Source organism: Serratia sp. PGPR-27 (assembly GCF_022678525.1).
GTDB classification, from domain to species: Bacteria; Pseudomonadota; Gammaproteobacteria; order Enterobacterales; family Enterobacteriaceae; genus Serratia; species Serratia nematodiphila.
In genome coordinates this window covers 18,915-42,796 of record NZ_JALBYS010000030.1, presented here as the reverse complement: position 1 = coordinate 42,796, position 23,882 = coordinate 18,915, and the positions used below count along the sequence as shown (strand labels likewise).

Sequence of the window (23,882 nt, the reverse complement as noted above, 5' to 3'; positions counted from 1 at the left end):
GTGTATGACCGACGTTTCATTTCGGCCCGTTGGCGATGGGTTGTCATTGCCGCCGCAGCGTGTGCTGTCGGTGCGCGATCTGAGCATCAGTTTTCCTCAATCGGAAGGTGCCGTGGAAGCGGTGCGCAACCTGTCGTTCGAGCTCGATCGCAGCGAGACGCTGGCGATCGTCGGCGAGTCCGGCTCCGGCAAATCGGTGACTTCACTGGGGCTGATGCGGCTGGTGGAGCAGGGCGGCGGGCGCATCGTCGGTGGCGCCATGACGCTGCGCCGGCGCGACGGCGCGCTGCTCGATCTGGCGCGCGCCTCGCAGAGCACGCTGCGCACGGTGCGCGGCGCCGACATGGCGATGATCTTCCAGGAACCGATGACCTCGCTCAACCCGGTGTTTCCGGTCGGCGAGCAGATCGCCGAATCGCTGCGTTTGCATCAGGGCATGGATCACCGCAGCGCGCGCCAGGAGGCGCTGCGCATGCTCGATCTGGTGCGTATTCCGGAGGCTAAAGAGGTGTTGGGGCGCTACCCGCACCAGCTTTCCGGCGGCATGCGCCAGCGGGTGATGATCGCCATGGCGCTCTCCTGCAAGCCGGCGCTGTTGATCGCCGATGAGCCCACCACCGCCCTCGACGTCACCATTCAGGCGCAGATCCTGCAGCTGATCCGCGTGCTGCAACAGGAGATGCAGATGGGGGTGATCTTCATCACTCACGACATGGGCGTGGTGGCGGAGATCGCTGACCGGGTGCTGGTGATGCGCCGAGGTGAGCAGGTGGAACAAAATCGGGTGCGAGAGCTGTTTGCCACGCCGCAGCAGGCCTATACCCGGGCGCTGTTGGCGGCGGTGCCGAAGCTGGGGGCGATGGCCGATCGGCCGCTGCCGGCGAAGTTTCCGCTGCCGGATGGCGAAGGGGATGCCGCGCCGCAGGATACCGTGCCGTTAAACGCCGCGCCGATCCTGCGGGTGGAGCATCTGGTCACGCGTTTTGATCTGCGCGGCGGGCTGTTCAATCGGGTCACTCGCCGGGTGCACGCGGTGGAAAACGTCAGTTTCGATCTTTACCCCGGCGAGACGCTGGGGCTGGTGGGCGAGTCCGGCTGCGGCAAGTCCACCACCGGGCGCTCTTTGCTGAAGCTGGTGGACAGCCAAAGCGGCACCATCACCTTCGCCGGGCGGCGAATCGATCGGTTGAAGGGATCGGCGCTGCAGCACCTGCGGCGCGATATTCAGTTCATTTTTCAAGATCCTTACGCCTCGCTCGATCCGCGCCTGACGGTCGGTTTCTCCATCATGGAGCCGCTGCTGGTGCACGACGTGATGCGCGGCCGCGAGGCGGAACGGCGGGTGGCCTGGCTATTGGAACGCGTCGGCCTGTTGCCGGAACATGCGCGCCGCTACCCGCACGAATTTTCCGGCGGTCAGCGCCAGCGCATCTGCATCGCGCGCGCGCTGGCGCTGAACCCGAAAGTGGTGATCGCCGATGAGGCGGTCTCGGCGCTGGACGTGTCGATTCAGGCGCAGATCGTCAATCTGTTGCTCGATCTGCAGCGCGAATTCGGCATCGCTTTCTTGTTCATTTCGCACGACATGGCGGTGGTGGAGCGGATCAGCCACCGGGTGGCGGTGATGTACCTCGGGCAGATCGTCGAGATCGGCCCGCGGCAGGCGGTGTTCGACAATCCGCAGCATCCCTACACCCGCAAGCTGATGGCGGCGGTGCCGGTGGCCGATCCCGCTCACGCCCACAAACGGCAGCCGCTGCCGGCCGATGAGATCCCCAGCCCGGTGCGCGCGCTGGGCGATGAACCCGTTACCGCACCGCTGGTGCAGGTTGGCGCCGGGCACTTTGTCGCCCGCCACCCGATCGCCGGTGCTTTTTAAAGACCTCAGGAGAGACAAGCGACATGAAGCACACATTCAAACGCAATGCGCTGTTGGCCGCCGTACTGCTGGCGGCGGGGACCGGCCCGGTCTGGGCGGCGAAGGACGCGGTGATCGCCGTGGCCTCCAACTTCACCACCCTCGATCCTTACGACGCCAACGACACGCTGTCGCAGGCGGTGGCCAAGTCTTTCTATCAGGGGCTGTTCGGCTTTGATAAGGACATGAAGCTGGTGAACGTGCTTGCGGACAGCTATGAGGTCAGCAAAGACGGCCTGACCTACACCGTCAAACTGCGCCAGGGCATTAAATTCCACGACGGCACCGCGTTCAACGCCGAGGCGGTGAAAGTCAACCTCGACCGCGCCAGCAACCCGGACAGCCACCTCAAGCGCTACAACCTGTTCAAGATGATCGACAAAACCGAGGCGGTGGACGCCAATACGGTGAAGATCGTGCTGAAGGCGCCGTTCTCGGCGTTCGTCAACAATCTGGCGCACCCGGCGGCGGCGATCATCTCGCCGGCGGCGCTGAAACAATACGGTAAGGAGATCGGTTTCCACCCGGTCGGCACCGGGCCGTATCAGTTCGTGACCTGGAACCAGACCGATTTCGTCAAGGTGAAGAAGTTCGACGGCTACTGGCAGCCGGGGCTGCCGAAGCTCGACAGCATCACCTGGCGCCCGGTGGTGGATAACAACACCCGCGCGGCGATGCTGCAGACCGGCGAGGCGACCTTCGCCTTCCCGATCCCTTACGAGCAGGCCAAGGTGCTGGAAGGCAACGCCAAGCTGGACGTGGTGGCCGCGCCGTCGATCCTGCAGCGTTACATCAGCATGAACGTCACTCAAAAGCCGTTCGACAACCCGAAGGTGCGCCAGGCGCTGAACTACGCCATCAACAAGGACGCGCTGATCAAGGTGGCGTTCGCCGGTTACGCGGTGCCGGCGGAAGGGCCGGTGCCGCCGGCGATCGATTTCGCCGCCCGCTATAAGCCGTGGCCGTACGATCCGGCCAAGGCGCGCGAGCTGCTGAAAGAGGCCGGCTACCCGAACGGCTTCACCACCACGCTGTGGTCTTCCCACAACCACAGCACCGCGCAGAAAGTGCTGCAGTTCACCCAACAGCAGCTGGCGCAGGTGGGGGTGAAAGTGACGGTGACGGCGATGGATGCCGGGCAGCGCGCGGCGCAGGTGGAGAGCGTCGGGGTGAAAGACACCGGCGTGCGGCTGTTCTACACCGGCTGGTCGGCCTCGACCGGGGAAGCGGACTGGGCGCTGTCGCCGCTGTTCTCCACTCAGGCGGCGCCGCCGAAGCAGTTCAACACCGCGTTCTACAGCAATCCGCAGGTGGACAAGGATCTGACCGACGCGCTGGCGACCACCGATCGCGCCGAGAAGCAGAAACTGTATCAGGACGCGCAGGATCGCATCTGGGCCGACGCGCCCTGGATCTTCCTGGCGACCGAACGTCTGTTGTCGGCCAACAGCAAGCAGCTGAGCGGCTTCTACGTGATGCCGGATACCTCGTTCAACTTTGATAACGCCGATCTGAAATAAGGCGCCCATCCCCGCCCGTGGCCAAGCGGCGGCGGGCGGGGGAAGGAATGAGATGCTCAATTATTTTCTGAAACGACTGCTGGGCCTGATCCCGACGCTGCTGATCGTGGCGGTGCTGGTGTTCCTGTTCGTTCACCTGTTGCCGGGCGATCCGGCGCGGCTGGCGGCGGGGCCGGAGGCCGACGAGGCGGTGGTGCAGCTGGTGCGCAAGGATTTGGGGCTGGATAAGCCGCTGCCGCAGCAGTTCGCGCACTTTTTCGTCAACGCGCTGCGGGGCGACTTCGGCATCTCGATGGTGTCCAAACGCCCGGTGAGCGAAGAGATCGCCTCGCGCTTTATGCCGACCTTCTGGCTGACTGTCACCAGCATGCTGTGGGCGGTGGCGTTCGGCCTGGCGATCGGCGTGGTGTCGGCGGTGTGGCGCAACCGCTGGCCGGATCGCCTCGGCATGACGCTGGCGGTGTCGGGGATCTCGTTCCCGGCCTTTGCGCTCGGCATGCTGCTGATGCAGGTGTTCTCGGTCGAACTGGGGTGGCTGCCGACGGTGGGCGCCGACAGCTGGCGGCACTACATTCTGCCTTCGATCACCCTGGGGGCGGCGGTGGCGGCGGTGATGGCGCGCTTCACCCGCGCTTCGTTCGTCGAGGTGCTGCAGGAGGACTACATGCGCACCGCGCGCGCCAAGGGCGTGCGGGAAAGCGTGGTGGTGATGAAACACGGCCTGCGCAACGCGATGATCCCGGTGGTGACCATGATGGGGCTGCAGTTCGGCTTCCTGCTCGGCGGTTCGATCGTGGTGGAGAAGGTGTTCAACTGGCCGGGGTTGGGGCGCTTGCTGGTGGACTCGGTGGAGATGCGCGATTACCCGGTGATCCAGGCTGAGGTGCTGCTGTTCTCGCTGGAGTTCATCCTGATCAACCTGCTGGTGGATATGCTGTACGCGGCGATCAACCCGGCGATTCGTTATCAATGAGGATGCGGCATGATTAAGCATTGGCGGCGCAACGCCGCACTGAAGGCGATGCCGCTTATCGACCCCAACGCGGTACGCACGCCGTGGAGCGAGTTTTGGCGGCGTTTTCGTCGCCAGCGGGCGGCGCTGGTCGCCGGCCTGCTGGTGCTGCTGCTGATTGCGGCGGCGCTGCTGGCGCCTTATCTGGCACCGTTCGATGCGGAAAACTATTTCGATTACGACCGGCTGAACGAAGGGCCTTCGCTGATGCACTGGCTGGGGGTGGATTCCCTCGGGCGCGATATCTTCAGCCGCATCCTGATGGGCACGCGCATTTCGCTGGCGGCCGGGGTGTTCTCGGTGCTGGCGGGCGGGGCGATCGGCACCTTGCTGGGGCTGCTGGCCGGCTACTATGAAGGCTGGTGGGATCGCCTCACCATGCGCGTCTGCGACGTACTGTTTGCGTTTCCCGGCATTCTGCTGGCGATCGGCGTGGTGGCGATCATGGGCAGCGGCATGGCCAACGTGATCGTTGCGGTGGCGATCTTCAGCATTCCGGCCTTCGCCCGCCTGGTGCGCGGCAATACGCTGGTGCTGAAGCACCTGACCTATATCGAATCGGCGCGCAGCATCGGCGCCTCGGACGGGACCATCATCCTGCGGCACATCCTGCCGGGCACCCTGTCTTCGATCGTGGTCTATTTCACCCTGCGCATCGGCACCTCGATCATCACCGCCGCCAGCCTGTCGTTTTTGGGCCTGGGCGCCCAGCCGCCGACGCCGGAGTGGGGAGCGATGCTTAACGAGGCGCGCGCCGATATGGTGATCGCGCCGCACGTGGCGATCTTCCCCAGCCTGGCGATATTCATCACCGTGCTGGCCTTCAACCTGTTGGGCGACGGATTGCGCGACGCGTTGGATCCGAAACTGAAGGGGTGAGGGTATCGCTGAATTGGCATACCCCTGTTTACGAGTATAATTGATGGAAATTTGACCCGCGTATATTACAGGGATGAGGTATGGATATGGCAAATAACAATGTGACGAAAAAGACAGTCAACGTAACCATCGATCGCGACCTTTTCCAGCGCGCAAAATCCCTGGGCGTCAATGTGTCATCCGTATTGACAGACGCATTGAGCGTCCGTGTCAGGGATATTGAGATTCAACAGTGGCGCGAGCAAAATCGCGCGGCGTTAGAAGAACTTAATCGTATCACTGAAGAAAATGGTTTGTTGTCTGATGAATATCGGACATTTTGAATATGCAGTTTACCGTATATGACAATACGTATCCGGCATCAGCCTATCCCTACTTACTGGACGTTCAAAGCGATCTTATTGATGCCCTCTCGACCCGGTTAATGATCCCTCTTTATGCATTGGATAACGTCAGGGTTAAAATTTCTGCACGCCTGTGCCCGGAGATTGAGGTAAACGGCGAAAAGTTTCTCGTTATGACCCATGAGATGGCTGCCGTACGTATTTCACAGCTCGGCAAGGCCGTTGGTAATGCCAATGAGCACAGGAATCAAATAAAGCTGCCATCGATTTTCTGATTGATGGTTTTTAAATAAATCCGGGCGTTTTATTAACCGCCCGGATTTTTTTATTAACGGAACAGGTGCTCGGCGTGGAAGCGCAGGTGATCTTCCACGAAGGTGGCGATGGTGAAGTAACTGTGATCGTACCCCGGCTGAATGCGCAGCGTCAGCGGCCAGTCGCGCTGGCGCGCCAGTTCGGCCAGCCGCGCCGGCTGCAGCTGATCGGCCAGGAACTGGTCGTCGTCGCCCTGATCGATAAGGACCGGCATTTTCTCCGCGCCGCTGGCCAGCAGATGGCAGCTGTCGTACTGCAGCCACTGGCTTTCGTCGCTGCCCAGATAGGCGGTGAAGGCTTTGCGGCCCCACGGCACCTGGCACGGATTGACGATCGGCGCGAAGGCCGATACCGAGCGGAAGCGCTGCGGATTGCGAAACGCCATCATCAGCGCGCCGTGGCCGCCCATCGAGTGGCCGAAGATTGACTGACGATCGCTGACGCTGAAGTGCTGTTCGATCAGCGCCGGCAGTTCGGCGCTGATGTAGTCGTACATGCGGAAGTGACGATCCCACGGCGCCTGGGTGGCGTTCAGGTAGAATCCGGCGCCCTGGCCCAGATCGTAGCCTTCATCGTTCGGCACCTCGTCGCCGCGCGGGCTGGTGTCCGGCATCACCAGCACCAGGCCCAGCTCGGCGGCGATGCGCTGCGCGCCGGCTTTCAACGTGAAGTTCTCGTCGTTGCAGGTCAGCCCCGACAGCCAGTACAGCACCGGCGGCGGGTTATCATCGCGCGGCGGCGGCAGGTAGATGCTGAATGTCATGTTGCAATTCAGGCTCTGCGCCGCGTGGCGATAACGCTGTTGCCAGCCGCCGAACATGCGGTGCTCTTCGAGAAGTTCCAATGACAACGTCATCTCTGCCTCCTGGCTTATTGGTCGAAGTGGATGACGGTGCGGATCGATTTGCCTTCGTGCATCAAATCGAACGCTTCGTTGATCTGCTCCAGCCCCATGGTGTGGGTGATAAAGTCGTTCAGCGCGAATTCGCCGTCCAGATAGCACTCGACGATGCCCGGCAGCTGCGAACGGCCCTTGACGCCGCCGAATGCCGAGCCGCGCCAGACGCGGCCGGTGACCAGCTGGAACGGCCGGGTCGAGATCTCTTCGCCGGCGCCCGCGACGCCGATGATCACCGATTCCCCCCAGCCCTTGTGGCAGCATTCCAGCGCGGAACGCATCACGTTGACGTTGCCGATGCACTCGAAGGAGAAGTCGACGCCGCCGTCGGTCAGCTCGACGATCACCTCCTGAATCGGTTTGTCATAGTCTTTCGGGTTGATCAGATCGGTGGCACCCAGCTTGCGCGCCAGATCGAACTTGCTGGTGTTGATGTCGATGCCGATGATGCGGCCCGCGCCGGCCATCTGCGCGCCGATGATCGCCGACAGGCCGATGCCGCCCAGGCCGAAGATCGCCACGGTGTCGCCCGGTTGCACTTTGGCGGTGTTGATCACCGCGCCCATGCCGGTAGTGACGCCGCAGCCCAGCAGGCACACTTCCTCCAACGGCGCTTCCTTGTTGATTTTCGCCAGTGAAATTTCCGGCACCACGGTGTATTCGGAGAAGGTGGAGGTGCCCATGTAGTGGAAGATCGGTTTGCCGTCCTTGAAGAAGCGGGTGGTGCCGTCCGGCATCAGGCCTTTGCCCTGAGTGGCGCGGATCGCCTGGCACAGGTTGGTCTTGCCGGATTTACAGAATTTGCACTCGCCGCACTCCGGGGTGTAGAGCGGGATCACGTGGTCGCCGACCGCCACGCTGGTGACGCCTTCACCGACCGCTTCCACCACGCCGCCGCCCTCATGGCCGAGGATCGCCGGGAACACGCCTTCCGGATCTTTGCCGGACAGGGTGTAGGCGTCGGTATGGCAGACGCCGGTAGCGACGATCCGCACCAGCACTTCGCCTTTTTGCGGTGGCATCAGATCGACTTCCTCAATCTTCAGCGGCTGGTTCGGGCCCCAGGCAACGGCGGCGCGGGTTTTGATCATCTCCATCATAGTCTCCTCAGTGGTTTTCTTTTAAATCAGGCGATATCGCTAACGTCTGATAAATCGTTGGGGGTGCTTTCATCAACAGCGGCGGTTTCCGTCTGTTCAATAATCAATTCTTTCAGCGCGCGCACGTTCGGCCCGAACGCGTCGCGGCGCCACAGCAGCCAGGTGGCGGTGTCGGCCACGTCCGGCGGCAGGGTATGAACCCGAACCCGCTCATGGCCCGGCAGCAGGCTGAGCACCGAATGCGGGATCATCGCCAGCCCGGCGCCGCTGGCGACGCAGGCCAGCATGGCGTGATAGGACTGGATCTCCATGATCTGCCCCGGCCGCGCGCCTTCGCGCTTGAACCAGGCCTCCAGCCGCAGGCGGTAAGAGCAGCTGGCGCGAAAGGCGAACAGCGTCTCGCCGTTGGCGTCTTTGGCGCTGTGGATCGGCGCGTGATCGAGACAGGAGATCACCACCATATGTTCAGGATAGGCGATACAGCCGTTCAACTCGTCATAAGGCACCGGGCCGTCGACCAGCGCCGCCGCCAGCGTGCCGGCGCGCACCCGATCGGCGATTTCGCCGGAGGTGCCGGTGGTCAGCGACAGTGAAACCTGCGAGAAGCGCTGGTGATAAGCCGCCAACAGCGAGGGCAGGCGGGTGGCGGCGGTGCTCTCCATCGAGCCGAGGGCGAAGTTGCCCGCCGGTTCGCCGGCGTGGGTGATGCTCATCGCCTCGTCGCTCAGCGCCAGGATGCGGTTGGCGTAGCACAGAAAGTTATGGCCCATCGGCGACAGGCGCAGGCGCTGTTTTTCGCGGATAAACAGATCGGCGCCCAGCTCCTGCTCGAGCTGGCGCAGCCGGGTGGTCAGATTCGACGGCACGCGGTGCAGCTGCTCGGCGGCGCGGGCGACCGAGCCGGTTTCCGCTACGCAGCAGAACATGCGAAGCTGGGTCAGATCCATAATGTTCTCGTTTCGTGATGAACTTGATTAGTATTATTCAGTTTTTGTGAGTTTAATACTGCGGCATGATACTGGCAACTTTCTTTTAACCTTTTGGATGCCGATATGGCTTTACGTATTGCCTTGAGCGGGTTTGCCGCGCTGATCGTGGCGATGGGCATTGGCCGCTTCGCTTTCACCCCTCAGGTGCCGCTGATGATCGCGGAACATCAGTTCAGCCTGACCGGTGCCGGGCTGGTGGCGGCGATCAACTATTTGGGCTACCTATGCGGCGCCTACGACGCGATGCGCGCTACGCGCCACGTCGAGCGGCGCCTGTGGCTGGGCGTATGGGGCGCGATGGCGCTGACGCTACTGTCGGCGCTGGCGCAGGATGAATGGACGCACGGCGCGCTGCGCTTCGTCATCGGCTGGGCCAGCGGCTGGGCGATGGTGCTGGTGGCGGCCTGGACCAATGAGCGGTTGGCGCACTACGGCCGGCCGGCGCTGAGCGCGGCGGTGTTCGCCGGACCGGGCGCCGGCATCTTTCTCAGCGGCATGCTGGCGGTGGGCATCAACGCGCTGGGGCTGACGGCGGCGCAGGCCTGGTTGGTGTATGGCGGGCTGGCGCTGGTGCTGGTCGGGGGGATTAGCGCCTTTCTGCCGCGCAGCGGCGAGCTGCATCGCCCGGACGTGGCCCCGGAGCCGCTGCTGCTGACGCCGGCGCTCAAACGCCTGGTGTGGAGCTACAGCCTGGCCGGCTTCGGCTATATCCTGCCGGCGACCTTCTTGTCGCAGATGGCGGCGGCGCGCTTTCCCGCCAGCCTGTTCGCGCAGTTCGTCTGGCCGGTGTTCGGCGGTGCGGCGGTGCTGGGGATTGTCATCGGCATTCTGACCCGCCATCGGCTGACCACTCAGACCCGGCTGGCGATCACGCTGTGGATACAGGCGCTCGGCGTACTGAGCGCCGAAGTGGTGCCGGGCGTGGCCGGCCTGGCGCTTGGGGCGTTGCTGACCGGCGGCGGTTTCCTCTGCGTGGTGCAGCTTGCTCTTCAGCACGGGCGTGAGCTGGCGCCGCGTCATGCGCGTTACATGGCCGGATTGCTGACCACCGGTTATGCGATCGGCCAACTGGTCGGGCCGATGCTGTCGGCGCTGTCGACCGCCTTGACCCATCGGCTGGAGCCGGCGCTGTATGTGGCGGTGGCGGCGCTGTTGGCGGCCGGAGGGCTGGTGGTGAATACCCCGGCGCGGCGGTTGGCGCAAAAAACGGCGACTCGGTGATTAAAATCCATACAAAACGCATGGAAACCCGCAGCCGGCCTGATTGTGCTAAATGCGAATATTTCACCTGCGGATGAAGCACTATCGCTGGATAATCGCCGCGCTCTCATCTACAGTGGGGGCAAAATCTTGACCGGGTTCACGTTATCCACCACGAAAACTCTGCCGTCACGAGAGCAAGCAATTCGCCGGCCGCACGCCCTATCGGGCCGCCGGCGGGTTCCGTCCGCAGGAGAACAAATACATGACATCATTAAGTAAAGAAGCCGCGCTGGTGCATGCGGCACTGGAAGAGCGTGGTCTGGAGACACCGCTGCGCGGGGAAGTGCTGGATCGCGAAACGCGCAAGCGTCGCATCAAAGAGCACATGACCGAAATCATGCAGCTGCTGAATCTCGATCTGTCCGATGACAGCCTGGCGGAAACGCCGCATCGCATCGCCAAAATGTATGTCGACGAGATCTTCTCCGGGCTGGACTACGCCAACTTCCCGAAAATCACCGTCATCGAGAACAAGATGAAAGTGGATGAGATGGTGACGGTGCGCGATATCACGCTGACCAGCACCTGTGAACACCACTTCGTCACCATCGACGGCAAGGCCACCGTGGCCTATATCCCGAAAGACTCGGTGATCGGCCTGTCGAAGATCAACCGCATCGTGCAGTTCTTCTCCCAGCGTCCGCAGGTGCAAGAGCGCCTGACCCAGCAGATCCTGGTGGCGCTGCAGACTCTGCTCGGCACCAATAACGTGGCGGTATCGATCGATGCGGTCCATTATTGTGTCAAGGCGCGCGGTATTCGCGACGCGACCAGCGCCACCACCACCACCTCGCTGGGGGGGCTGTTCAAGTCCAGCCAGAATACCCGCCAGGAGTTCCTGCGTGCGGTGCGTCATCACCAGGGGTGATGGCGTTGCGGGGCGACCCGCAAGACGACAACAGGCGCCTGCGGGCGCCTTTTTCATGAGCGGAAGACAGCGATAAAAAATGAACAGTCATCCTCTGCCGCGCATTGCCACGCTGGACTGCGTGCGCGGCATCGCCATCCTCGGCATTTTATTGCTGAACATCAGCGCCTTCGGCTTGCCGAAGGCCGCCTACCTCAATCCGGCCTATCTGGGGATGCCGTCATCGCGCGATGCCTGGACCTGGGCGCTGCTGGATATCTTCGCCCAGGCCAAGTTCCTGGCGATGTTCGCGCTGCTGTTCGGCGCCGGGCTGCAAATGCTGCTGCGGCGCGGCAAAAGCTGGATCCGTGCGCGGCTGTCGTGGCTGGTGTTGTTCGGCCTCGCGCACGCCATCTTCCTGTGGGACGGTGACATTCTGCTGGCCTACGGGCTGATCGGCCTGGTGTGCTGGCGCATGATCCGCGAGGCCAAAGAAACCTTCCAACTGCTGAAAACCGGCGTCGTGCTGTACCTGATTGGCGTGGCGGTGCTGCTGCTGCTCGGTTTTGTCTCGCACGGTGAGCCGGGCAGCTTCTGGCAGCCGGGTGTGGCGGAGTTGCAGTACGAGAAGTTTTGGAAGCTGCAGGGCGGTTTCGAAGCCTGGCGCAGCCGCGCCGATCTGCTCTCGTCCAGCCTGCTGGCCATCGGCGCGCAGTATGGCTGGGAGCTGGCGGGGCTGATGCTGTTCGGCGCCGGGCTGATGCGCAGCGGCTGGCTGCGCGGCAGCTATTCCTCCGGCTATTACCTGCGGCAGGCGGCGTGGCTGCTGCCGCTTTCGGTGCTGATCCAACTGCCGGCGGTGGCGCTGCAATGGCAGGTGCACTGGGACTATCGCTGGAGCGGTTTCCTGCTGCAGGTGCCGCGCGAGCTGGGCGCCCCGCTGCAGGCGATGGGCTATCTGGCGCTATGTTACGGTTTCTGGCCCGCGCTGTCGCGCCTGCGCATCGCTCGCTGGCTGACCCTGGTGGGGCGTATGGCGTTAAGCAACTACCTGCTGCAAACGCTGATCTGCACCACGCTGTTTTATCGTTTCGGCCTCTATGAGCAGTTTGACCGGCTTCAGCTGTTGGCGTTTGTGCCGCTGGTCTGGTTGGTCAACCTGGTCTTTTCCGCACTGTGGCTGCGTTACTTCGAGCAGGGGCCGATGGAATGGCTGTGGCGCAAACTGACGCAGTTGGCCGCCGGTGAAGCGGAAGCCAAAGCGCTGAAGTGAGCGCCCGTCGGCAGGTTAAAAAAATGTATGTAAACGTTTTCTTTCCTGTGACGTAATTCACGCAGAGCAGCGTGCCAATCGGGGTAGGATAGCGCCACCGGCCACTACCCCGATTTCAGGATCCCGCATGCCTCCAGTTCATCCGATCACCATTCGCGACGTGGCGAAACGCGCCGGGGTCTCCGTGGCGACCGTCTCCCGCGTGCTGAACCACAGCGCGCTGACCAGCAAAGAGACGCGCGAGCAGGTGCTGCAGGCGGTGGCGGATCTGGGCTATCGCCCCAATGCCAACGCGCAGGCGTTGGCGACCCAAAGCAGCGATACGTTGGGCGTGGTGGTGATGGACGTCTCCGATCCGTTCTTCGGCGCGCTGGTGAAAGCGGTAGACACGGTGGCGCAGAAACACCACAAGTATCTGCTGATCGGCAACAGCTATCATCAGGCGGACAAAGAGCGCCACGCGATCGAAGTGCTGATCCGCCAGCGCTGTAACGCCCTGATTGTTCACGCCAAAGCCCTGAGCGACGCCGAGCTGATCGGTTTTCTGGAGCAGGTGCCGGGCATGGTGCTGATCAACCGGATTATCCCCGGCTATGAGCCGCGTTGCGTCGGGCTGGATAACGTCTGCGGCGCAGAAATGGCGATGCGTCTTTTGCTGTCGCAGGGCCACCGGCGCATCGGCTATTTGGGCTCCAATCACCCGATCGAAGACGGGCCGCTGCGCCAGCAGGGCTATGCGCAGGCGATGGCCGCCGCCGGGCTGGCCACGCCCGACAACTGGCGTGCCTACGGTTCGCCGGATCTGCAGGGCGGCGAGGCGGCGATGGTCGAGCTGCTGGGGCGCAACTTACAGCTGAGCGCGGTGTTCGCCTACAACGACGCTATGGCCGCCGGCGCTATGGCGGTGTTGAAAGAAAACGGTATCACGGTGCCGCAGCATTTCTCGCTGATCGGCTTCGACGACATCCCCATCGCGCGTTATACCATCCCCAAGCTCACCACGGTGCGCTACCCGATCGTCTCGATGGCCACGCTGGCGACCGAGCTGGCGTTGCAGGGCGCAGCAGGCCTGGCGGAGCCGCAGGCCGCTCACCTGTTCATGCCGACGCTGGTGCGGCGCCATTCTGTCGCCCCCTGGCAAAGTGAGGCGACGGTCACTCTCTGACGATTTAATCTTGTGTAACCGTTTTCAATCTGTGAGAAAATTCACAGAATATTAACATCGCGCCGTCTATGCTCTAGGCGTTTTCCGGCGCAAAGGCCCTTGCCGCTGCAACCTTTATCTCGCGCTGACACAGCATTTCTCGGAAATAACAAGATCCACGGACGACAGGTGTTGAGTGGAAATCGCCAGGCCTGGGGTGTACGCACTGCCGGTGACCATTGGCTCAAAGACGAGTAATACCCTACACAGAACCGGAGACTGACAATGAATAAGAAGGTTTTCACCCTGGCCGCCATGGCCGCTGCCATGATGTTTGGCGCCGCAGCCCATGCTGATACCCGTATTGGCGTCACGATTTACAAATACGACGACAACTTCATGTCGGTGGTGCGTAAGGCGATCGAGAAAGACGCCAAGGCTTCACCGGACGTTACCCTGCTGATGAATGACTCGCAGAACGACCAGTCCAAACAGAACGATCAGATCGACGTGCTGCTGGCCAAGGGCGTGAAAGCGCTGGCGATCAACCTGGTCGACCCGGCCGCGGCGCCGGTGGTTATCGATAAGGCGCGCGCAAACGATATCCCGGTGGTGTTCTACAACAAAGAACCTTCCCGCAAGGCGCTGGACAGCTATGACAAGGCATATTACGTCGGCACCGACTCCAAAGAATCCGGCGTGATCCAGGGCGAACTGATCGCCAAACACTGGCAAGCCAACCCGGCCTGGGATCTGAATAAAGACGGCCAGATCCAGTTCGTGCTGCTGAAGGGCGAGCCGGGCCACCCGGATGCCGAAGCGCGCACCACCTACGTGGTGAAAACGCTGAACGAGAAAGGCATCAAGACCCAGCAGCTGCAGTTGGATACCGCGATGTGGGATACCGCGCAGGCGAAAGACAAGATGGACGCCTGGCTCTCCGGCCCGAACGCCAACAAGATCGAAGTGGTGATCGCCAACAACGACGCCATGGCGATGGGGGCGGTGGAAGCGCTGAAAGCGCACAACAAGACCAGTATTCCGGTGTTCGGCGTCGATGCGTTGCCTGAAGCGCTGGCGCTGGTGAAATCCGGCGCGATGGCGGGCACGGTGCTGAACGACGCCGACAACCAGGCGAAGGCCACCTTCGAGCTGGCGAAAAACCTGGCGGCGGGCAAGCCGGCCACCGAAGGCACCCAATATAAAATCGAAAATAAAGTCGTGCGTATTCCTTACGTCGGCGTAGATAAAGACAACCTGTCTCAGTTTGTTAAATAAGAATTGAGATCCCGCTAAGACCCCGCCTGCGGCGCCAACACCAGGGATACCGCCGGCGGGGATGTTTACGACTGCAAGATCGTTAAGCCAGGTGTATTTATGGCCGATAGCTCACGCGAATTTTTGCTGGAAATGACGGATATCTGTAAGTCATTTCCCGGCGTCAAAGCCTTGGACAATGTCAATTTACGCGTCCGTCCGCACTCGATCCACGCCCTGATGGGGGAGAATGGCGCGGGGAAATCGACGTTGTTGAAATGCCTGTTCGGCATTTACAAAAAAGACAGCGGCAGCATTGTATTTCAGGGCCGGGAAATCGATTTCAAGAGCTCGAAGGAAGCGCTGGAACACGGCGTTTCGATGGTGCATCAGGAGCTGAACCTGGTGCTGCAACGCACCGTGATGGACAACATGTGGCTGGGGCGCTACCCGACCAAAGGCCTGTTCGTCGATCAGGACAAGATGTTCAACGACACTCAGGCGATCTTCGACGAGCTGGATATTGACATCAACCCGCGCGAAAAGGTGGGCAACCTGTCGGTGTCGCAGATGCAGATGATCGAGATTGCCAAGGCGTTTTCCTACGACGCCAAGATCGTCATCATGGATGAACCGACCTCTTCGCTGACGGAGAAAGAGGTCAATCACCTGTTCACCATCATCCGCAAGCTGAAAGAGCGCGGCTGCGGCATCGTCTATATCTCGCACAAGATGGAAGAGATCTTCCAGCTGTGCGACGAGATAACGGTGCTGCGCGACGGCCAGTGGATCGCCACCCAGCCGCTGGAAGGGCTGGATATGGACAAGATCATCGCCATGATGGTCGGCCGCTCGCTGAGCCAGCGTTTCCCCGACAGGCAGAACACGCCGGGTGAGGTGATCCTCGAGGTGAAGAACCTGACATCGCTGCGCCAGCCTTCGATCCGCGATGTTTCCTTCGATCTGCACCAGGGCGAGATCCTCGGCATCGCCGGGCTGGTGGGCGCCAAGCGCACCGATATCGTCGAGACGCTGTTCGGCATTCGTGAAAAGGTGGCGGGCACCATCAAGCTGCACGGCAAGGCGATCGACAACCACAGCGCCAACGAAGCGATCAACCACGGCTTTGCGCTGGTGACCGAAGAGCGGCGATCCACCGGGATTTACGCCTACCTCGACGTGGGTTTCAACTCGCTGATCTCCAATATCCGCAATTATAAAAACAAGCTCGGCCTGCTGGATAACGCGCGGATGAAGAGCGACACCCAATGGGTGATCGACGCCATGCGGGTGAAAACGCCGGGGCATCACACCCATATCGGCTCGCTGTCCGGCGGCAACCAACAGAAGGTGATCATCGGCCGCTGGCTGCTGACGCAGCCGGAGATCCTGATGCTGGATGAACCGACGCGCGGCATTGACGTGGGCGCCAAGTTCGAGATCTATCAGCTGATGACCGAGCTGGCGAAAAAGGGTAAGGGGATCATTATCGTCTCGTCCGAAATGCCGGAGCTGTTGGGGATCACCGACCGCATTTTGGTGATGAGCAACGGCCAGGTTGCGGGCATCGTTAATACCAAGCTGACCTCGCAGAATGAAATCTTACGTCTCGCCTCCCTGCACCTTTAAGGATTCGAATTATGAACGCGCTAAATAAAAAAACCTTATTTACCTATTTCAAGGAAGGCGGCATTTACGTGGTGTTGCTGGTGCTGTTGGCCATCATCATCATTCAGGACCCGACTTTCCTCAGCCTGATGAACCTGAGCAATATCCTGACGCAGTCTTCGGTGCGCATCATCATCGCGCTGGGCGTGGCGGGGCTGATCGTTACCCAAGGCACCGACCTGTCCGCCGGGCGGCAGGTGGGGTTGGCGGCGGTGGTGGCGGCCACGCTGCTGCAATCGATGGATAACGTCAACAAGGTGTTCCCGCACATGGAAACCTGGTCGATTCCCCTGGTCATCCTGCTGGTATGTGCGGTCGGCGCGGTGATCGGCCTGGTTAACGGCCTGATTATCGCCTATCTCAACGTGACGCCGTTCATCACCACCTTGGGCACCATGATCATCGTCTACGGCATCAACTCGCTGTATTACGATTCGGTCGGCGCGTCGCCGGTCGCGGGCTTTGATCCGAAGTTTTCCACCTTTGCCCAAGGCTTCTTGCGCTTCGGCGATTTTAAGCTGTCGTATATTACCTTCTACGCGCTGATTGCCATCATTTTCGTCTGGATCCTGTGGACCAAGACCCGCTTCGGCAAGAACATCTTCGCCATCGGCGGCAACCCGGAAGCGGCCAAGGTCTCCGGCGTCAACGTGCCGCTGAACCTGATCATGATCTATGCGCTGTCCGGCGTGTTCTACGCCTTCGGCGGCCTGCTGGAAGCGGGGCGTATCGGCAGCGCCACCAATAACCTTGGCTTTATGTATGAGCTGGACGCCATCGCCGCCTGCGTGGTGGGGGGCGTATCCTTCGCCGGCGGCGTGGGTACGGTGTGGGGCGTGGTGACAGGGGTGATCATCTTTACCGTCATCAACTACGGCCTGACCTATATCGGCATCAACCCGTACTGGCAGTACATCATCAAGGGCAGCATCATCATCTTCGCCGTGGCGCTGGACTCGTTGAAATACGCCAAGAAGAAGTAGAGCTACCGCAGCACAGACGACAAGGCCGGCAAAATATGCCGGCCTTTCTTTTTGGGGCATTACCCGTCAGGGCTGTTTGGCTTTCTGCTTCTCTTCTTTCAGCTTGTGCTCCAGCTCAACCAACTGTTCCGGCGAGACGGCGGGATAGCCCTGGGCGTCTTCCGGCACGGTGTGCATGGCGGAGATCGGGATCAGCGGGCCGAGGAAGCGCGGTTCACGCTTGAGGATGTACAGATCGGTCAGCGCGCCCAGGCGGGCGAAGATCTCGCGGGCGCGCACCGTCATCATGTCCTTCGGCGACGGCACCGCGTAACACTGCGCCTGAATGCCCATGTGCAGGGCGATGAACAGTGCGCGCTCGCAGTGGAAGCGCTGGGTGATGATGATGAAATCGTTGGTGTCGAACACCTTGCGGGTGCGCACGATGGAATCCAGGGTGCGGAAGCCGGCGTAATCCAGCACGATATCGCTCGGCGCCACGCCGGCGGCGATCAGATCGCGCCGCATGGTCATCGGTTCGTTATAGCTTTGCTGGGCGTTGTCGCCGCTCAGCAGCAGGTATTTCACCTTGCCGCTGTTATAGGCGTTGATCGCTCCCTGAATGCGGTAACGGTAATACTGGTTGATCACGCCGGTGCGGTAATACTTGGCGGTGCCGAGCACCACGCCGACCTGGCGATGCGGCAATTCCTGCAGTTCGTCGTAGACGTAAGGCGCGGTTTTCCAACTGATCCAGCGATCGAGCGCAATAGCCGAACCCATCAACACCGCAATGATGATGAACAGGCTGATGATCAGGCGTTTCCACATGTTGTTGCCTTACGCGCGCCGGGCTGAAAAAGATGGATCAAGGCTACTTTACCTGACCGACCGACGCAAGACGCGAACCGCCTGAAGCACGCGCGCCGCCGCATTTTTCGGCGGTTTTGCCGCACAAAAAAGCCCGGCGGAGCCGGGCTGGGTCATTTCAGCTCACCATTCAGAACGAGGTGCGCTTGTAGCTGCGGTACTGCGGCCGCCAGAAGTTGTGCTCGATGGCTTTCGACAGCGCATCTTCGGAGGTGACGATCGCCACGCCCTGCAGCTGGGCGGCTTTACCCACTTCCATGGCGATGCACTTCGACACGCCCTGAATATCGTCGATATTCGGCAGCAGCGCGCCGTGGCCGTCGGTAGCCAGCGGCGAACAGTCCGCTAGTGCGCGGCTGGCGGCCATCAGCATGGCGTCGGTGACGCGAGTGGCGCCGGAGGCCAGCACGCCCAGACCGATCCCCGGGAAGATGTAGGAGTTATTGCACTGGGCGATCGGGTACAGCTGCTCTTTGTAGCTTACCGGCGCGAACGGGCTGCCGGTCGCCACCAGGGCGGCGCCGTCGGTCCAGTTGATGATGTCTTCCGGGCGGGCTTCCACGCGCGAGGTCGGGTTGGACAGCGGCATCACGATAGGGCGTTCGCAGTGCTTGTGCATCTCGCGGATCAGCTCTTCGGTAAACAGCCCCGGCTGGCCGGACACGCCGATCAGAATGGTCGGCTTGGCGTTGCGCACCACGTCCAGCAGCGAGATGGCGTCGCTGGCGGTTTCCCAGCCGGCCAGGTTGTCGCTCTTCTGCACCAGCTTGCTCTGGAAATCGAGCAGGTTCGGCAGTTTGTCGGTCAGCAGGCCGAAACGGTCGACCATGAACACGCGGGCGCGCGCTTCGTCTTCGCTCAACCCTTCGGACTTCATCTGCGCGATGATCTGCTCGGCGATGCCGCAGCCCGCGGAACCGGCGCCGAGGAAGGTGACGGTTTGATCGCGCAGCTGGCTGCCGGCGGCGCGGCTGGCGGCGATCAGGCTGCCGAGGGTGACCGCGGCGGTGCCCTGAATGTCATCGTTGAAGCAGCAGATCTCGTCGCGGTAGCGGTTCAGCAGCGGGGTGGCGTTGTTCTGCGCGAAGTCTTCGAACTGCAGCAGCACGTTCGGCCAGCGGCGTTTGACCGCCTGAATAAACTCTTCGACGAAGGCGTGGTACTCCTCGCCGGAGATGCGCGGATGGCGCCAGCCCATGTACAGCGGATCGTTGAGGCGCTGCGGGTTGTTGGTGCCGACGTCCAGCACCACCGGCAGCGTGTAGGCCGGGCTGATGCCGCCGCAGGCGGTGTACAGCGACAGCTTGCCAATTGGAATCCCCATGCCGCCGATGCCCTGATCGCCCAGGCCGAGAATGCGCTCGCCGTCGGTGACCACGATCACCTTGACGTTCTGCTTGGTGGCGTTTTGCAGCATGTCATCGATGCGATCGCGGTTCGGGTAGGAGATGAACAGCCCGCGCGCGCGGCGGTAGATATCGGAGAAGTGTTCGCAGGCCTCGCCGACGGTCGGGGTGTAGATGATCGGCATCATCTCGCTCAGGTGCGAGTCCAGCAGGCGATAGAACAGGGTTTCGTTGGTGTCCTGGATGTTGCGCAGATAGATATGCTTATCGTTATCGTTCTTGAAATCCTGATACTGACGGTAGGCGCGTTCCACCTGTTCTTCGATGGTCTCCACCGCTTCCGGCAACAGGCCGTGCAGGTTGAAGTGGCTACGTTCTTCCTCGGTGAAAGCGCTGCCTTTGTTCAGCAGCGGAAATTCCAGCAGAATCGGGCCGGCGTAAGGGATATAGAGCGGGCGTTTGCTTTCGTATTCTAGTTCCATCAGTTTTACTCTTCACGTATCAGATAACTTTATTGCCGACGATCCTAAGAGATAAAGAGAAGATGTACAGCATTTGTTGCCAGATGATGAACCAGGTTGGCGTAATTATCGACAATCAAATGATTTTTTAACTAAAGAAAGTGTCTCTGGCGGTGTCGGGGCATTGTATTTGGCGGGCGGGGCTGTTAACGGCGGAACCGGATGGCCCCGCCGTGGCGCGCTTAGAAAGCGGCGCGGCTGACGTTCTGGCAGCCCAGCGCCGCCAGGGTGGCGCGGGTGGCGTCCCACTGGCTGAGGATCGCCTTCTGCGGCTCGGCCAACACGGCGCGGCGGATGTTCAGGCAATCGCCGCCGGAGAGGTTCAGCAGGATCAGCGCAGCCTGCAGCGGCGGCAGGCTAGGGTTGAAGGCGGCGTTTTCTGCATAGCGGCCGGCGTAGAGGCTGCCGTCCTGCGTTTCCAGCGCTACGCCGCTGTGGGCGTTGCTGTACGGAGCATGGCTCTGATTGGCCGCCGCCAGCGCCGCCTGCGCCAGCGCATCGTCCAGCGCCAGCCGGTGGCCGTGATCGACCTTGTCCATCAGCAGCGAAGCGATATCCAGATCTTTCGGGCCGAAGGCGTCCGGCAGATAGTCCGACAGCGTGGTCGGCGCGCGGCCCGGCAGACGGATCTGCAGCTCGCCGCCGCTGTTCAGCTCATTCATAAACTGGCGGCAATGGCCGCACGGCGTGTAGTTGACGGTGACCGAGGCCAGCGCCGGCTCGCCGCGCAGCCAGGCATGGGTAACCGCGCACTGCTCTGCATGCACGGTTTGCTGCAGCGGCGCGCCGCTGAACTCCATATTGGCGCCGAAATAGAGGTTGCCGCTTTGCCCGCGCGCGATGGCGCCGACGTGAAAGTGCGATATCGGGGTTAACGAGCAGGCCGCCGCCAGCGGCAGCAGCGCGAATGCCAGCGCATCATCGTCCAGCCCGCAGCCTGTGCGGATCGCCGCCGCTTGCTCGGCCGTGAACATCGCCGGAAAGTCTGGCGCGTCCAGATAGGGCCGCAGGGCGGATTGCAGTGTCGCGGGCAGTGCGCTGAAAGCGGTGTGAAAACGCGGATGCATAGAAAGTCTCTCTACGGGTTAACGGGATAACATTCTAGGCAGGCCAGAGATATTAAAGTGTGATTAATGTCTCTTAATTGATGAAATTAATGCAATGAAATACATAAATGCGAGACGTATCGCAAGTTTCACCCTGTTCAGCCGAACAGGCGCAGCAGCACCGGGAACAGGAACGGTGCCAGCAGCGAGGTGATGATGCCGCAGATCACCAACGCCAGCGAGCCGAAAGCGCCTTCCTGGTAGTCCATCTCGGCGCAGCGTGCGGTGCCCAGCGCGTGGGATGCCGTGCCCATCGCCAGGCCGCGCGCCGAGTGGGTGGTGATTTTCAACAGGTTGAACAGCGTATGGCCGAACACGGCGCCGAGGATACCGACGAAAATGACGCAGACCGCGCTGATCGCCGGAATGCCGCCGAGCGAGTCCGCGACGGCCATGGCGATCGGCGTAGTGACCGATTTCGGCAGGATAGAGGCGGCGATTTCCGGCGTGGCGCCCAGCCACAGGGCGATGGCGCCGCCGCTGATCATGGCGGTCAGGCTGCCGATGAAGCACACCGCGATAATCGACTTCCAGCGCGCGCGGATCTGGTGCAGCTGCTCATAGAGCGGGAAGGCCAGCGCGACGACCGCCGGCTGCAGCAGATCGTTGAGGATTTTGCTGCCCTGAAAGTAGCGTTCATAGGGAATACCGGTGAGCAGCAGCAGCGGGATGATCACCGCCATGGACACCAGCAGCGGGTTGAGCAGCGGCATATTCAGCTTGCGCGCCAGCCAGCGCGCGGCGAAATAGACCGCCAGCGTCAGCGGCAACGACCACCAGATTTCATGGATCATGAATTGTCCTCCGTGTCGTCGGGCTTGCCGGCGATGCGGCGCTCGCGATGAAAATAGTGTGAGGTATAGCCGACCACCACCAACACCATCAGCGTGCTGATGAGGCAAGAGATAACCAGCGGGCCCAGATGCGCGACGATCTGGTCGTAGTATTTCATCACCCCGACGCCGATCGGCACGAACAGCAGCACCATATAGCGGATCAGCAAATGGCAGCCGGGTTTAACCCATTTGGCCGGCATAATCTGGGTAGAGAGCAGGGCGAACAGCAGCAGCATGCCAATGATGCTGCCGGGAATGGCGAACGGCAGCAGCGCCGCCACCGCGTTGCCGACGAACAGACACAGGTAGATAAGGAGCAGGGCCCTCAGGTATTTCCAGCACAGTGTGAGCACGTTGGCCATTGTCTTTTCCCGTTTAACTGATGTATTCATCATACAATTAAACTGTGAGCCATGCCACAGATCGCACTATGAATTCTCGCTATGCCCGCCATGCGCGATCGGCGGGTTGACAGCCCGGAATGGCCGCTACGCGCGGATTCAGCGCGCGTCTTCGGCGGTTGCCGCAGCCTGTTCTGCCAGCCGATGGCCAAGGAAGAAAAACAGCAGGCTAAGCAGCGCGCAAACGATCAACATCACGAACATCAACGGCGGCGCGGCATAGCTGAGCAACATACCGCTCAGAACCGGGTTGATGGCGCCGCCCAGCGCGCTGAGGTTTTGTACTCCATAGTAACTGCCTTTCAGGTGCGGCGGCGCAATGAAGTCGATGAACATGTATTCCACCGGGATAACGATGATTTCACCGAGGGTAAACACCGCCATCGCCGCCAGCCACAGCCAGACCGCCTGGCCAGCCGCCATGAAACCGAGCAGCCCGACGATGAAAAACAGCGTGCCCAGCACCAGCCAGCGCAGCATGTTTTCCTGGCGCATGCCGCGGCTGATCAGGTATTGCAGGGCGATGACGATGCCGGCGTTGACGATCATCACCAACCCAATGATTTTGTAGGCGAACTCGGCGCTGGAGACGGTGATCAGATACTGTGACAGATAGCCGGTGAACTGACCGAACACCACGGCGCCCAGGGTGCTGCCGAGGGTGAAGTAGATAAGCCGCCGATCGTTTCGCAAGATAGTCACCGTCTGGCGGAAGTTGGGGAGTGCCGCCGGTGCGGCGGCGGTTGTTGTCGGGCGCTGTTCCCGGCCGCGCAAGCGCAGGCTTAGCGCCGTCACCGTCGCCAGCGCCAACCCGCCCGACAGGTAAAACGGCAGCAGCGGGCTAAGCCCGGCCACCAGAACGCCGAGCGCAGAGCCGATCGCCCAGCCGACGTTGACCAGCGTGTAGTTGATTGAGAAAGCCTTGATGCGCTGCTCGACCGGCAGCCAGTCGGCGAAGCAGGCCTTTATGGTGATGCTTAACACCGAATAACAGGTATGCAGGATCGCCAGCACCACGATCACGCCGCCGGGGCGCGGGATCCAGGGAATGGCGAAGAAACTCAGCGCGAACAATAAAATCGACAGCAGGATCAGGCGGTTTTTGCTGAATTTGTCCACCAGATAGCCGCCGTACAGGCTGGCGATGATGCCGAGGGTCAGGCTGACGCCCAGGATCACGCCCACGCTCTTCGGCAGCAGATGGAAATGTTCGGTGAGGTAGATGGTGATGAACGGCAGCGTCACGCCGCGGCCGATGGTCAACACCAGCGAACTGGCCAGCAGTACGTTGATCAGCGGGGGGAATCCCTTCATTCGAGGCCTGTCTATGCATACAGTTATTGGGCGATGCAGATAACATAGCGCATTTTGGCGAGGACGGAAGGGGAAAGCCGATAATTAGTTTAAAAACAG

Annotated in this window: 21 protein-coding genes and 1 pseudogene; 13 read left to right on the top strand and 9 right to left on the bottom strand. The window is 61.4% G+C overall.

What is annotated here, in order from left to right; all coding sequences use genetic code 11:
* Nucleotides 1-4 precede the first annotated feature (4 nt).
* The 6 genes and pseudogenes from MMS95_RS16650 (at nucleotide 5) to MMS95_RS16625 (ending at nucleotide 5,962) form a co-directional block, all read left to right on the top strand.
* Nucleotides 5-1,879: a dipeptide ABC transporter ATP-binding protein gene (locus MMS95_RS16650; protein ID WP_242141966.1), complete on the top strand. Its 1,875-nt coding sequence runs from the start codon at nucleotides 5-7 to the stop codon at nucleotides 1,877-1,879.
* A 23-nt stretch (nucleotides 1,880-1,902) separates the two neighbouring features.
* Nucleotides 1,903-3,438: a glutathione ABC transporter substrate-binding protein GsiB gene (gene gsiB, locus MMS95_RS16645; RefSeq protein WP_004938996.1), complete on the top strand. Its 1,536-nt coding sequence runs from the start codon at nucleotides 1,903-1,905 to the stop codon at nucleotides 3,436-3,438.
* Between the two features lie 52 nt (nucleotides 3,439-3,490).
* A complete protein-coding gene (gsiC, locus tag MMS95_RS16640) occupies nucleotides 3,491-4,411 on the top strand; it encodes a glutathione ABC transporter permease GsiC (RefSeq protein ID WP_038880960.1) in 921 nt (306 codons plus the stop codon).
* Between the two features lie 9 nt (nucleotides 4,412-4,420).
* Nucleotides 4,421-5,329 carry a glutathione ABC transporter permease GsiD gene (gene gsiD / locus MMS95_RS16635; RefSeq protein WP_156865390.1) on the top strand — a complete coding sequence of 303 codons (909 nt, stop codon included), beginning with the start codon at nucleotides 4,421-4,423 and terminating at the stop codon, nucleotides 5,327-5,329.
* A gap of 86 nt (nucleotides 5,330-5,415) precedes the next feature.
* The gene (locus MMS95_RS16630; RefSeq protein WP_033633717.1) at nucleotides 5,416-5,652 is read left to right on the top strand and encodes a type II toxin-antitoxin system CcdA family antitoxin; all 237 of its coding nucleotides are present in this window, start codon (nucleotides 5,416-5,418) and stop codon (nucleotides 5,650-5,652) included.
* A gap of 2 nt (nucleotides 5,653-5,654) precedes the next feature.
* A pseudogene (locus tag MMS95_RS16625) lies at nucleotides 5,655-5,962 on the top strand (CcdB family protein).
* Nucleotides 5,963-6,001: 39 nt separating this feature from the next.
* Here MMS95_RS16625 and fghA read toward each other — a convergent pair.
* Genes fghA through MMS95_RS16610 form a run of 3 tightly spaced genes read right to left on the bottom strand, consistent with a single transcriptional unit; the run spans nucleotide 6,002 to nucleotide 8,933 of the window.
* Nucleotides 6,002-6,844, bottom strand: a complete 843-nt coding sequence (gene fghA, locus MMS95_RS16620; RefSeq protein WP_015377214.1) for an S-formylglutathione hydrolase — start codon at nucleotides 6,842-6,844, stop codon at nucleotides 6,002-6,004.
* 14 nt (nucleotides 6,845-6,858) lie between these two features.
* On the bottom strand, nucleotides 6,859-7,983 hold the full coding sequence (locus MMS95_RS16615; RefSeq protein WP_242141978.1) for an S-(hydroxymethyl)glutathione dehydrogenase/class III alcohol dehydrogenase: 1,125 nt from the start codon (nucleotides 7,981-7,983) through the stop codon (nucleotides 6,859-6,861).
* A gap of 29 nt (nucleotides 7,984-8,012) precedes the next feature.
* Nucleotides 8,013-8,933, bottom strand: a complete 921-nt coding sequence (locus MMS95_RS16610; RefSeq protein ID WP_004938975.1) for a LysR family transcriptional regulator — start codon at nucleotides 8,931-8,933, stop codon at nucleotides 8,013-8,015.
* A 105-nt stretch (nucleotides 8,934-9,038) separates the two neighbouring features.
* On the opposite strand from MMS95_RS16610, the gene MMS95_RS16605 reads away from it, so the two are divergent.
* From MMS95_RS16605 to mglC, 7 genes are all read left to right on the top strand, one after another.
* Complete coding sequence (locus tag MMS95_RS16605; protein WP_004938972.1) at nucleotides 9,039-10,196, top strand: YbfB/YjiJ family MFS transporter; 1,158 nt, start codon at nucleotides 9,039-9,041, stop codon at nucleotides 10,194-10,196.
* Between the two features lie 244 nt (nucleotides 10,197-10,440).
* Nucleotides 10,441-11,106, top strand: a complete 666-nt coding sequence (gene folE / locus MMS95_RS16600; RefSeq protein WP_004938969.1) for a GTP cyclohydrolase I FolE — start codon at nucleotides 10,441-10,443, stop codon at nucleotides 11,104-11,106.
* Nucleotides 11,107-11,185: 79 nt separating this feature from the next.
* A complete protein-coding gene (yeiB, locus tag MMS95_RS16595) occupies nucleotides 11,186-12,358 on the top strand; it encodes a DUF418 domain-containing protein YeiB (protein WP_048322605.1) in 1,173 nt (390 codons plus the stop codon).
* Between the two features lie 127 nt (nucleotides 12,359-12,485).
* Nucleotides 12,486-13,523: an HTH-type transcriptional regulator GalS gene (gene galS / locus MMS95_RS16590; RefSeq protein ID WP_082996915.1), complete on the top strand. Its 1,038-nt coding sequence runs from the start codon at nucleotides 12,486-12,488 to the stop codon at nucleotides 13,521-13,523.
* A 264-nt stretch (nucleotides 13,524-13,787) separates the two neighbouring features.
* Nucleotides 13,788-14,780, top strand: a complete 993-nt coding sequence (mglB, locus tag MMS95_RS16585) for a galactose/glucose ABC transporter substrate-binding protein MglB (RefSeq protein ID WP_164095329.1) — start codon at nucleotides 13,788-13,790, stop codon at nucleotides 14,778-14,780.
* Nucleotides 14,781-14,879: 99 nt separating this feature from the next.
* Complete coding sequence (gene mglA, locus MMS95_RS16580) at nucleotides 14,880-16,388, top strand: galactose/methyl galactoside ABC transporter ATP-binding protein MglA (protein WP_242141964.1); 1,509 nt, start codon at nucleotides 14,880-14,882, stop codon at nucleotides 16,386-16,388.
* An 11-nt stretch (nucleotides 16,389-16,399) separates the two neighbouring features.
* Nucleotides 16,400-17,410 (top strand): galactose/methyl galactoside ABC transporter permease MglC, encoded by a 1,011-nt coding sequence (mglC, locus tag MMS95_RS16575; protein WP_004938953.1) that lies wholly within the window; start codon nucleotides 16,400-16,402, stop codon nucleotides 17,408-17,410.
* A gap of 66 nt (nucleotides 17,411-17,476) precedes the next feature.
* On the opposite strand, the gene sanA is transcribed toward mglC, so the two are convergent.
* From sanA to MMS95_RS16545, 6 genes are all read right to left on the bottom strand, one after another.
* On the bottom strand, nucleotides 17,477-18,220 hold the full coding sequence (gene sanA / locus MMS95_RS16570; protein WP_004938948.1) for an outer membrane permeability protein SanA: 744 nt from the start codon (nucleotides 18,218-18,220) through the stop codon (nucleotides 17,477-17,479).
* Between the two features lie 169 nt (nucleotides 18,221-18,389).
* On the bottom strand, nucleotides 18,390-20,087 hold the full coding sequence (locus tag MMS95_RS16565) for an NAD-dependent malic enzyme (RefSeq protein WP_004938945.1): 1,698 nt from the start codon (nucleotides 20,085-20,087) through the stop codon (nucleotides 18,390-18,392).
* 221 nt (nucleotides 20,088-20,308) lie between these two features.
* Nucleotides 20,309-21,193, bottom strand: coding sequence for a cytidine deaminase (gene cdd / locus MMS95_RS16560; protein WP_242141962.1), 885 nt, complete (start codon nucleotides 21,191-21,193; stop codon nucleotides 20,309-20,311).
* Between the two features lie 137 nt (nucleotides 21,194-21,330).
* Complete coding sequence (locus MMS95_RS16555; protein WP_004938941.1) at nucleotides 21,331-22,026, bottom strand: CidB/LrgB family autolysis modulator; 696 nt, start codon at nucleotides 22,024-22,026, stop codon at nucleotides 21,331-21,333.
* Nucleotides 22,023-22,430: a CidA/LrgA family protein gene (locus MMS95_RS16550; RefSeq protein WP_033633713.1), complete on the bottom strand. Its 408-nt coding sequence runs from the start codon at nucleotides 22,428-22,430 to the stop codon at nucleotides 22,023-22,025. The genes MMS95_RS16555 and MMS95_RS16550 overlap by 4 nt, the downstream gene beginning before the upstream one ends.
* Before the next feature lie 138 nt (nucleotides 22,431-22,568).
* Nucleotides 22,569-23,783, bottom strand: a complete 1,215-nt coding sequence (locus tag MMS95_RS16545) for an MFS transporter (protein WP_033633712.1) — start codon at nucleotides 23,781-23,783, stop codon at nucleotides 22,569-22,571.
* Nucleotides 23,784-23,882: the final 99 nt, after the last annotated feature.

What these genes read in the sequence shown, in the direction of transcription:
- MMS95_RS16565 (WP_004938945.1), bottom strand. Translation starts at nt 20,087, where the DNA reads ATGGAACTAGAATACGAAAGCAAACGCCCGCTCTATATCCCTTACGCC.
- MMS95_RS16605 (WP_004938972.1), top strand. Translation starts at nt 9,039, where the DNA reads ATGGCTTTACGTATTGCCTTGAGCGGGTTTGCCGCGCTGATCGTGGCG.
- mglB (WP_164095329.1), top strand. Translation starts at nt 13,788, where the DNA reads ATGAATAAGAAGGTTTTCACCCTGGCCGCCATGGCCGCTGCCATGATG.
- gsiB (WP_004938996.1), top strand. Translation starts at nt 1,903, where the DNA reads ATGAAGCACACATTCAAACGCAATGCGCTGTTGGCCGCCGTACTGCTG.
- MMS95_RS16550 (WP_033633713.1), bottom strand. Translation starts at nt 22,430, where the DNA reads ATGGCCAACGTGCTCACACTGTGCTGGAAATACCTGAGGGCCCTGCTC.
- cdd (WP_242141962.1), bottom strand. Translation starts at nt 21,193, where the DNA reads ATGCATCCGCGTTTTCACACCGCTTTCAGCGCACTGCCCGCGACACTG.
- mglA (WP_242141964.1), top strand. Translation starts at nt 14,880, where the DNA reads ATGGCCGATAGCTCACGCGAATTTTTGCTGGAAATGACGGATATCTGT.
- yeiB (WP_048322605.1), top strand. Translation starts at nt 11,186, where the DNA reads ATGAACAGTCATCCTCTGCCGCGCATTGCCACGCTGGACTGCGTGCGC.
- gsiD (WP_156865390.1), top strand. Translation starts at nt 4,421, where the DNA reads ATGATTAAGCATTGGCGGCGCAACGCCGCACTGAAGGCGATGCCGCTT.
- MMS95_RS16650 (WP_242141966.1), top strand. Translation starts at nt 5, where the DNA reads ATGACCGACGTTTCATTTCGGCCCGTTGGCGATGGGTTGTCATTGCCG.
- galS (WP_082996915.1), top strand. Translation starts at nt 12,486, where the DNA reads ATGCCTCCAGTTCATCCGATCACCATTCGCGACGTGGCGAAACGCGCC.
- MMS95_RS16610 (WP_004938975.1), bottom strand. Translation starts at nt 8,933, where the DNA reads ATGGATCTGACCCAGCTTCGCATGTTCTGCTGCGTAGCGGAAACCGGC.
- MMS95_RS16555 (WP_004938941.1), bottom strand. Translation starts at nt 22,026, where the DNA reads ATGATCCATGAAATCTGGTGGTCGTTGCCGCTGACGCTGGCGGTCTAT.
- mglC (WP_004938953.1), top strand. Translation starts at nt 16,400, where the DNA reads ATGAACGCGCTAAATAAAAAAACCTTATTTACCTATTTCAAGGAAGGC.
- gsiC (WP_038880960.1), top strand. Translation starts at nt 3,491, where the DNA reads ATGCTCAATTATTTTCTGAAACGACTGCTGGGCCTGATCCCGACGCTG.
- MMS95_RS16615 (WP_242141978.1), bottom strand. Translation starts at nt 7,983, where the DNA reads ATGGAGATGATCAAAACCCGCGCCGCCGTTGCCTGGGGCCCGAACCAG.
- MMS95_RS16630 (WP_033633717.1), top strand. Translation starts at nt 5,416, where the DNA reads ATGGCAAATAACAATGTGACGAAAAAGACAGTCAACGTAACCATCGAT.
- sanA (WP_004938948.1), bottom strand. Translation starts at nt 18,220, where the DNA reads ATGTGGAAACGCCTGATCATCAGCCTGTTCATCATCATTGCGGTGTTG.
- folE (WP_004938969.1), top strand. Translation starts at nt 10,441, where the DNA reads ATGACATCATTAAGTAAAGAAGCCGCGCTGGTGCATGCGGCACTGGAA.
- MMS95_RS16545 (WP_033633712.1), bottom strand. Translation starts at nt 23,783, where the DNA reads ATGAAGGGATTCCCCCCGCTGATCAACGTACTGCTGGCCAGTTCGCTG.
- fghA (WP_015377214.1), bottom strand. Translation starts at nt 6,844, where the DNA reads ATGACGTTGTCATTGGAACTTCTCGAAGAGCACCGCATGTTCGGCGGC.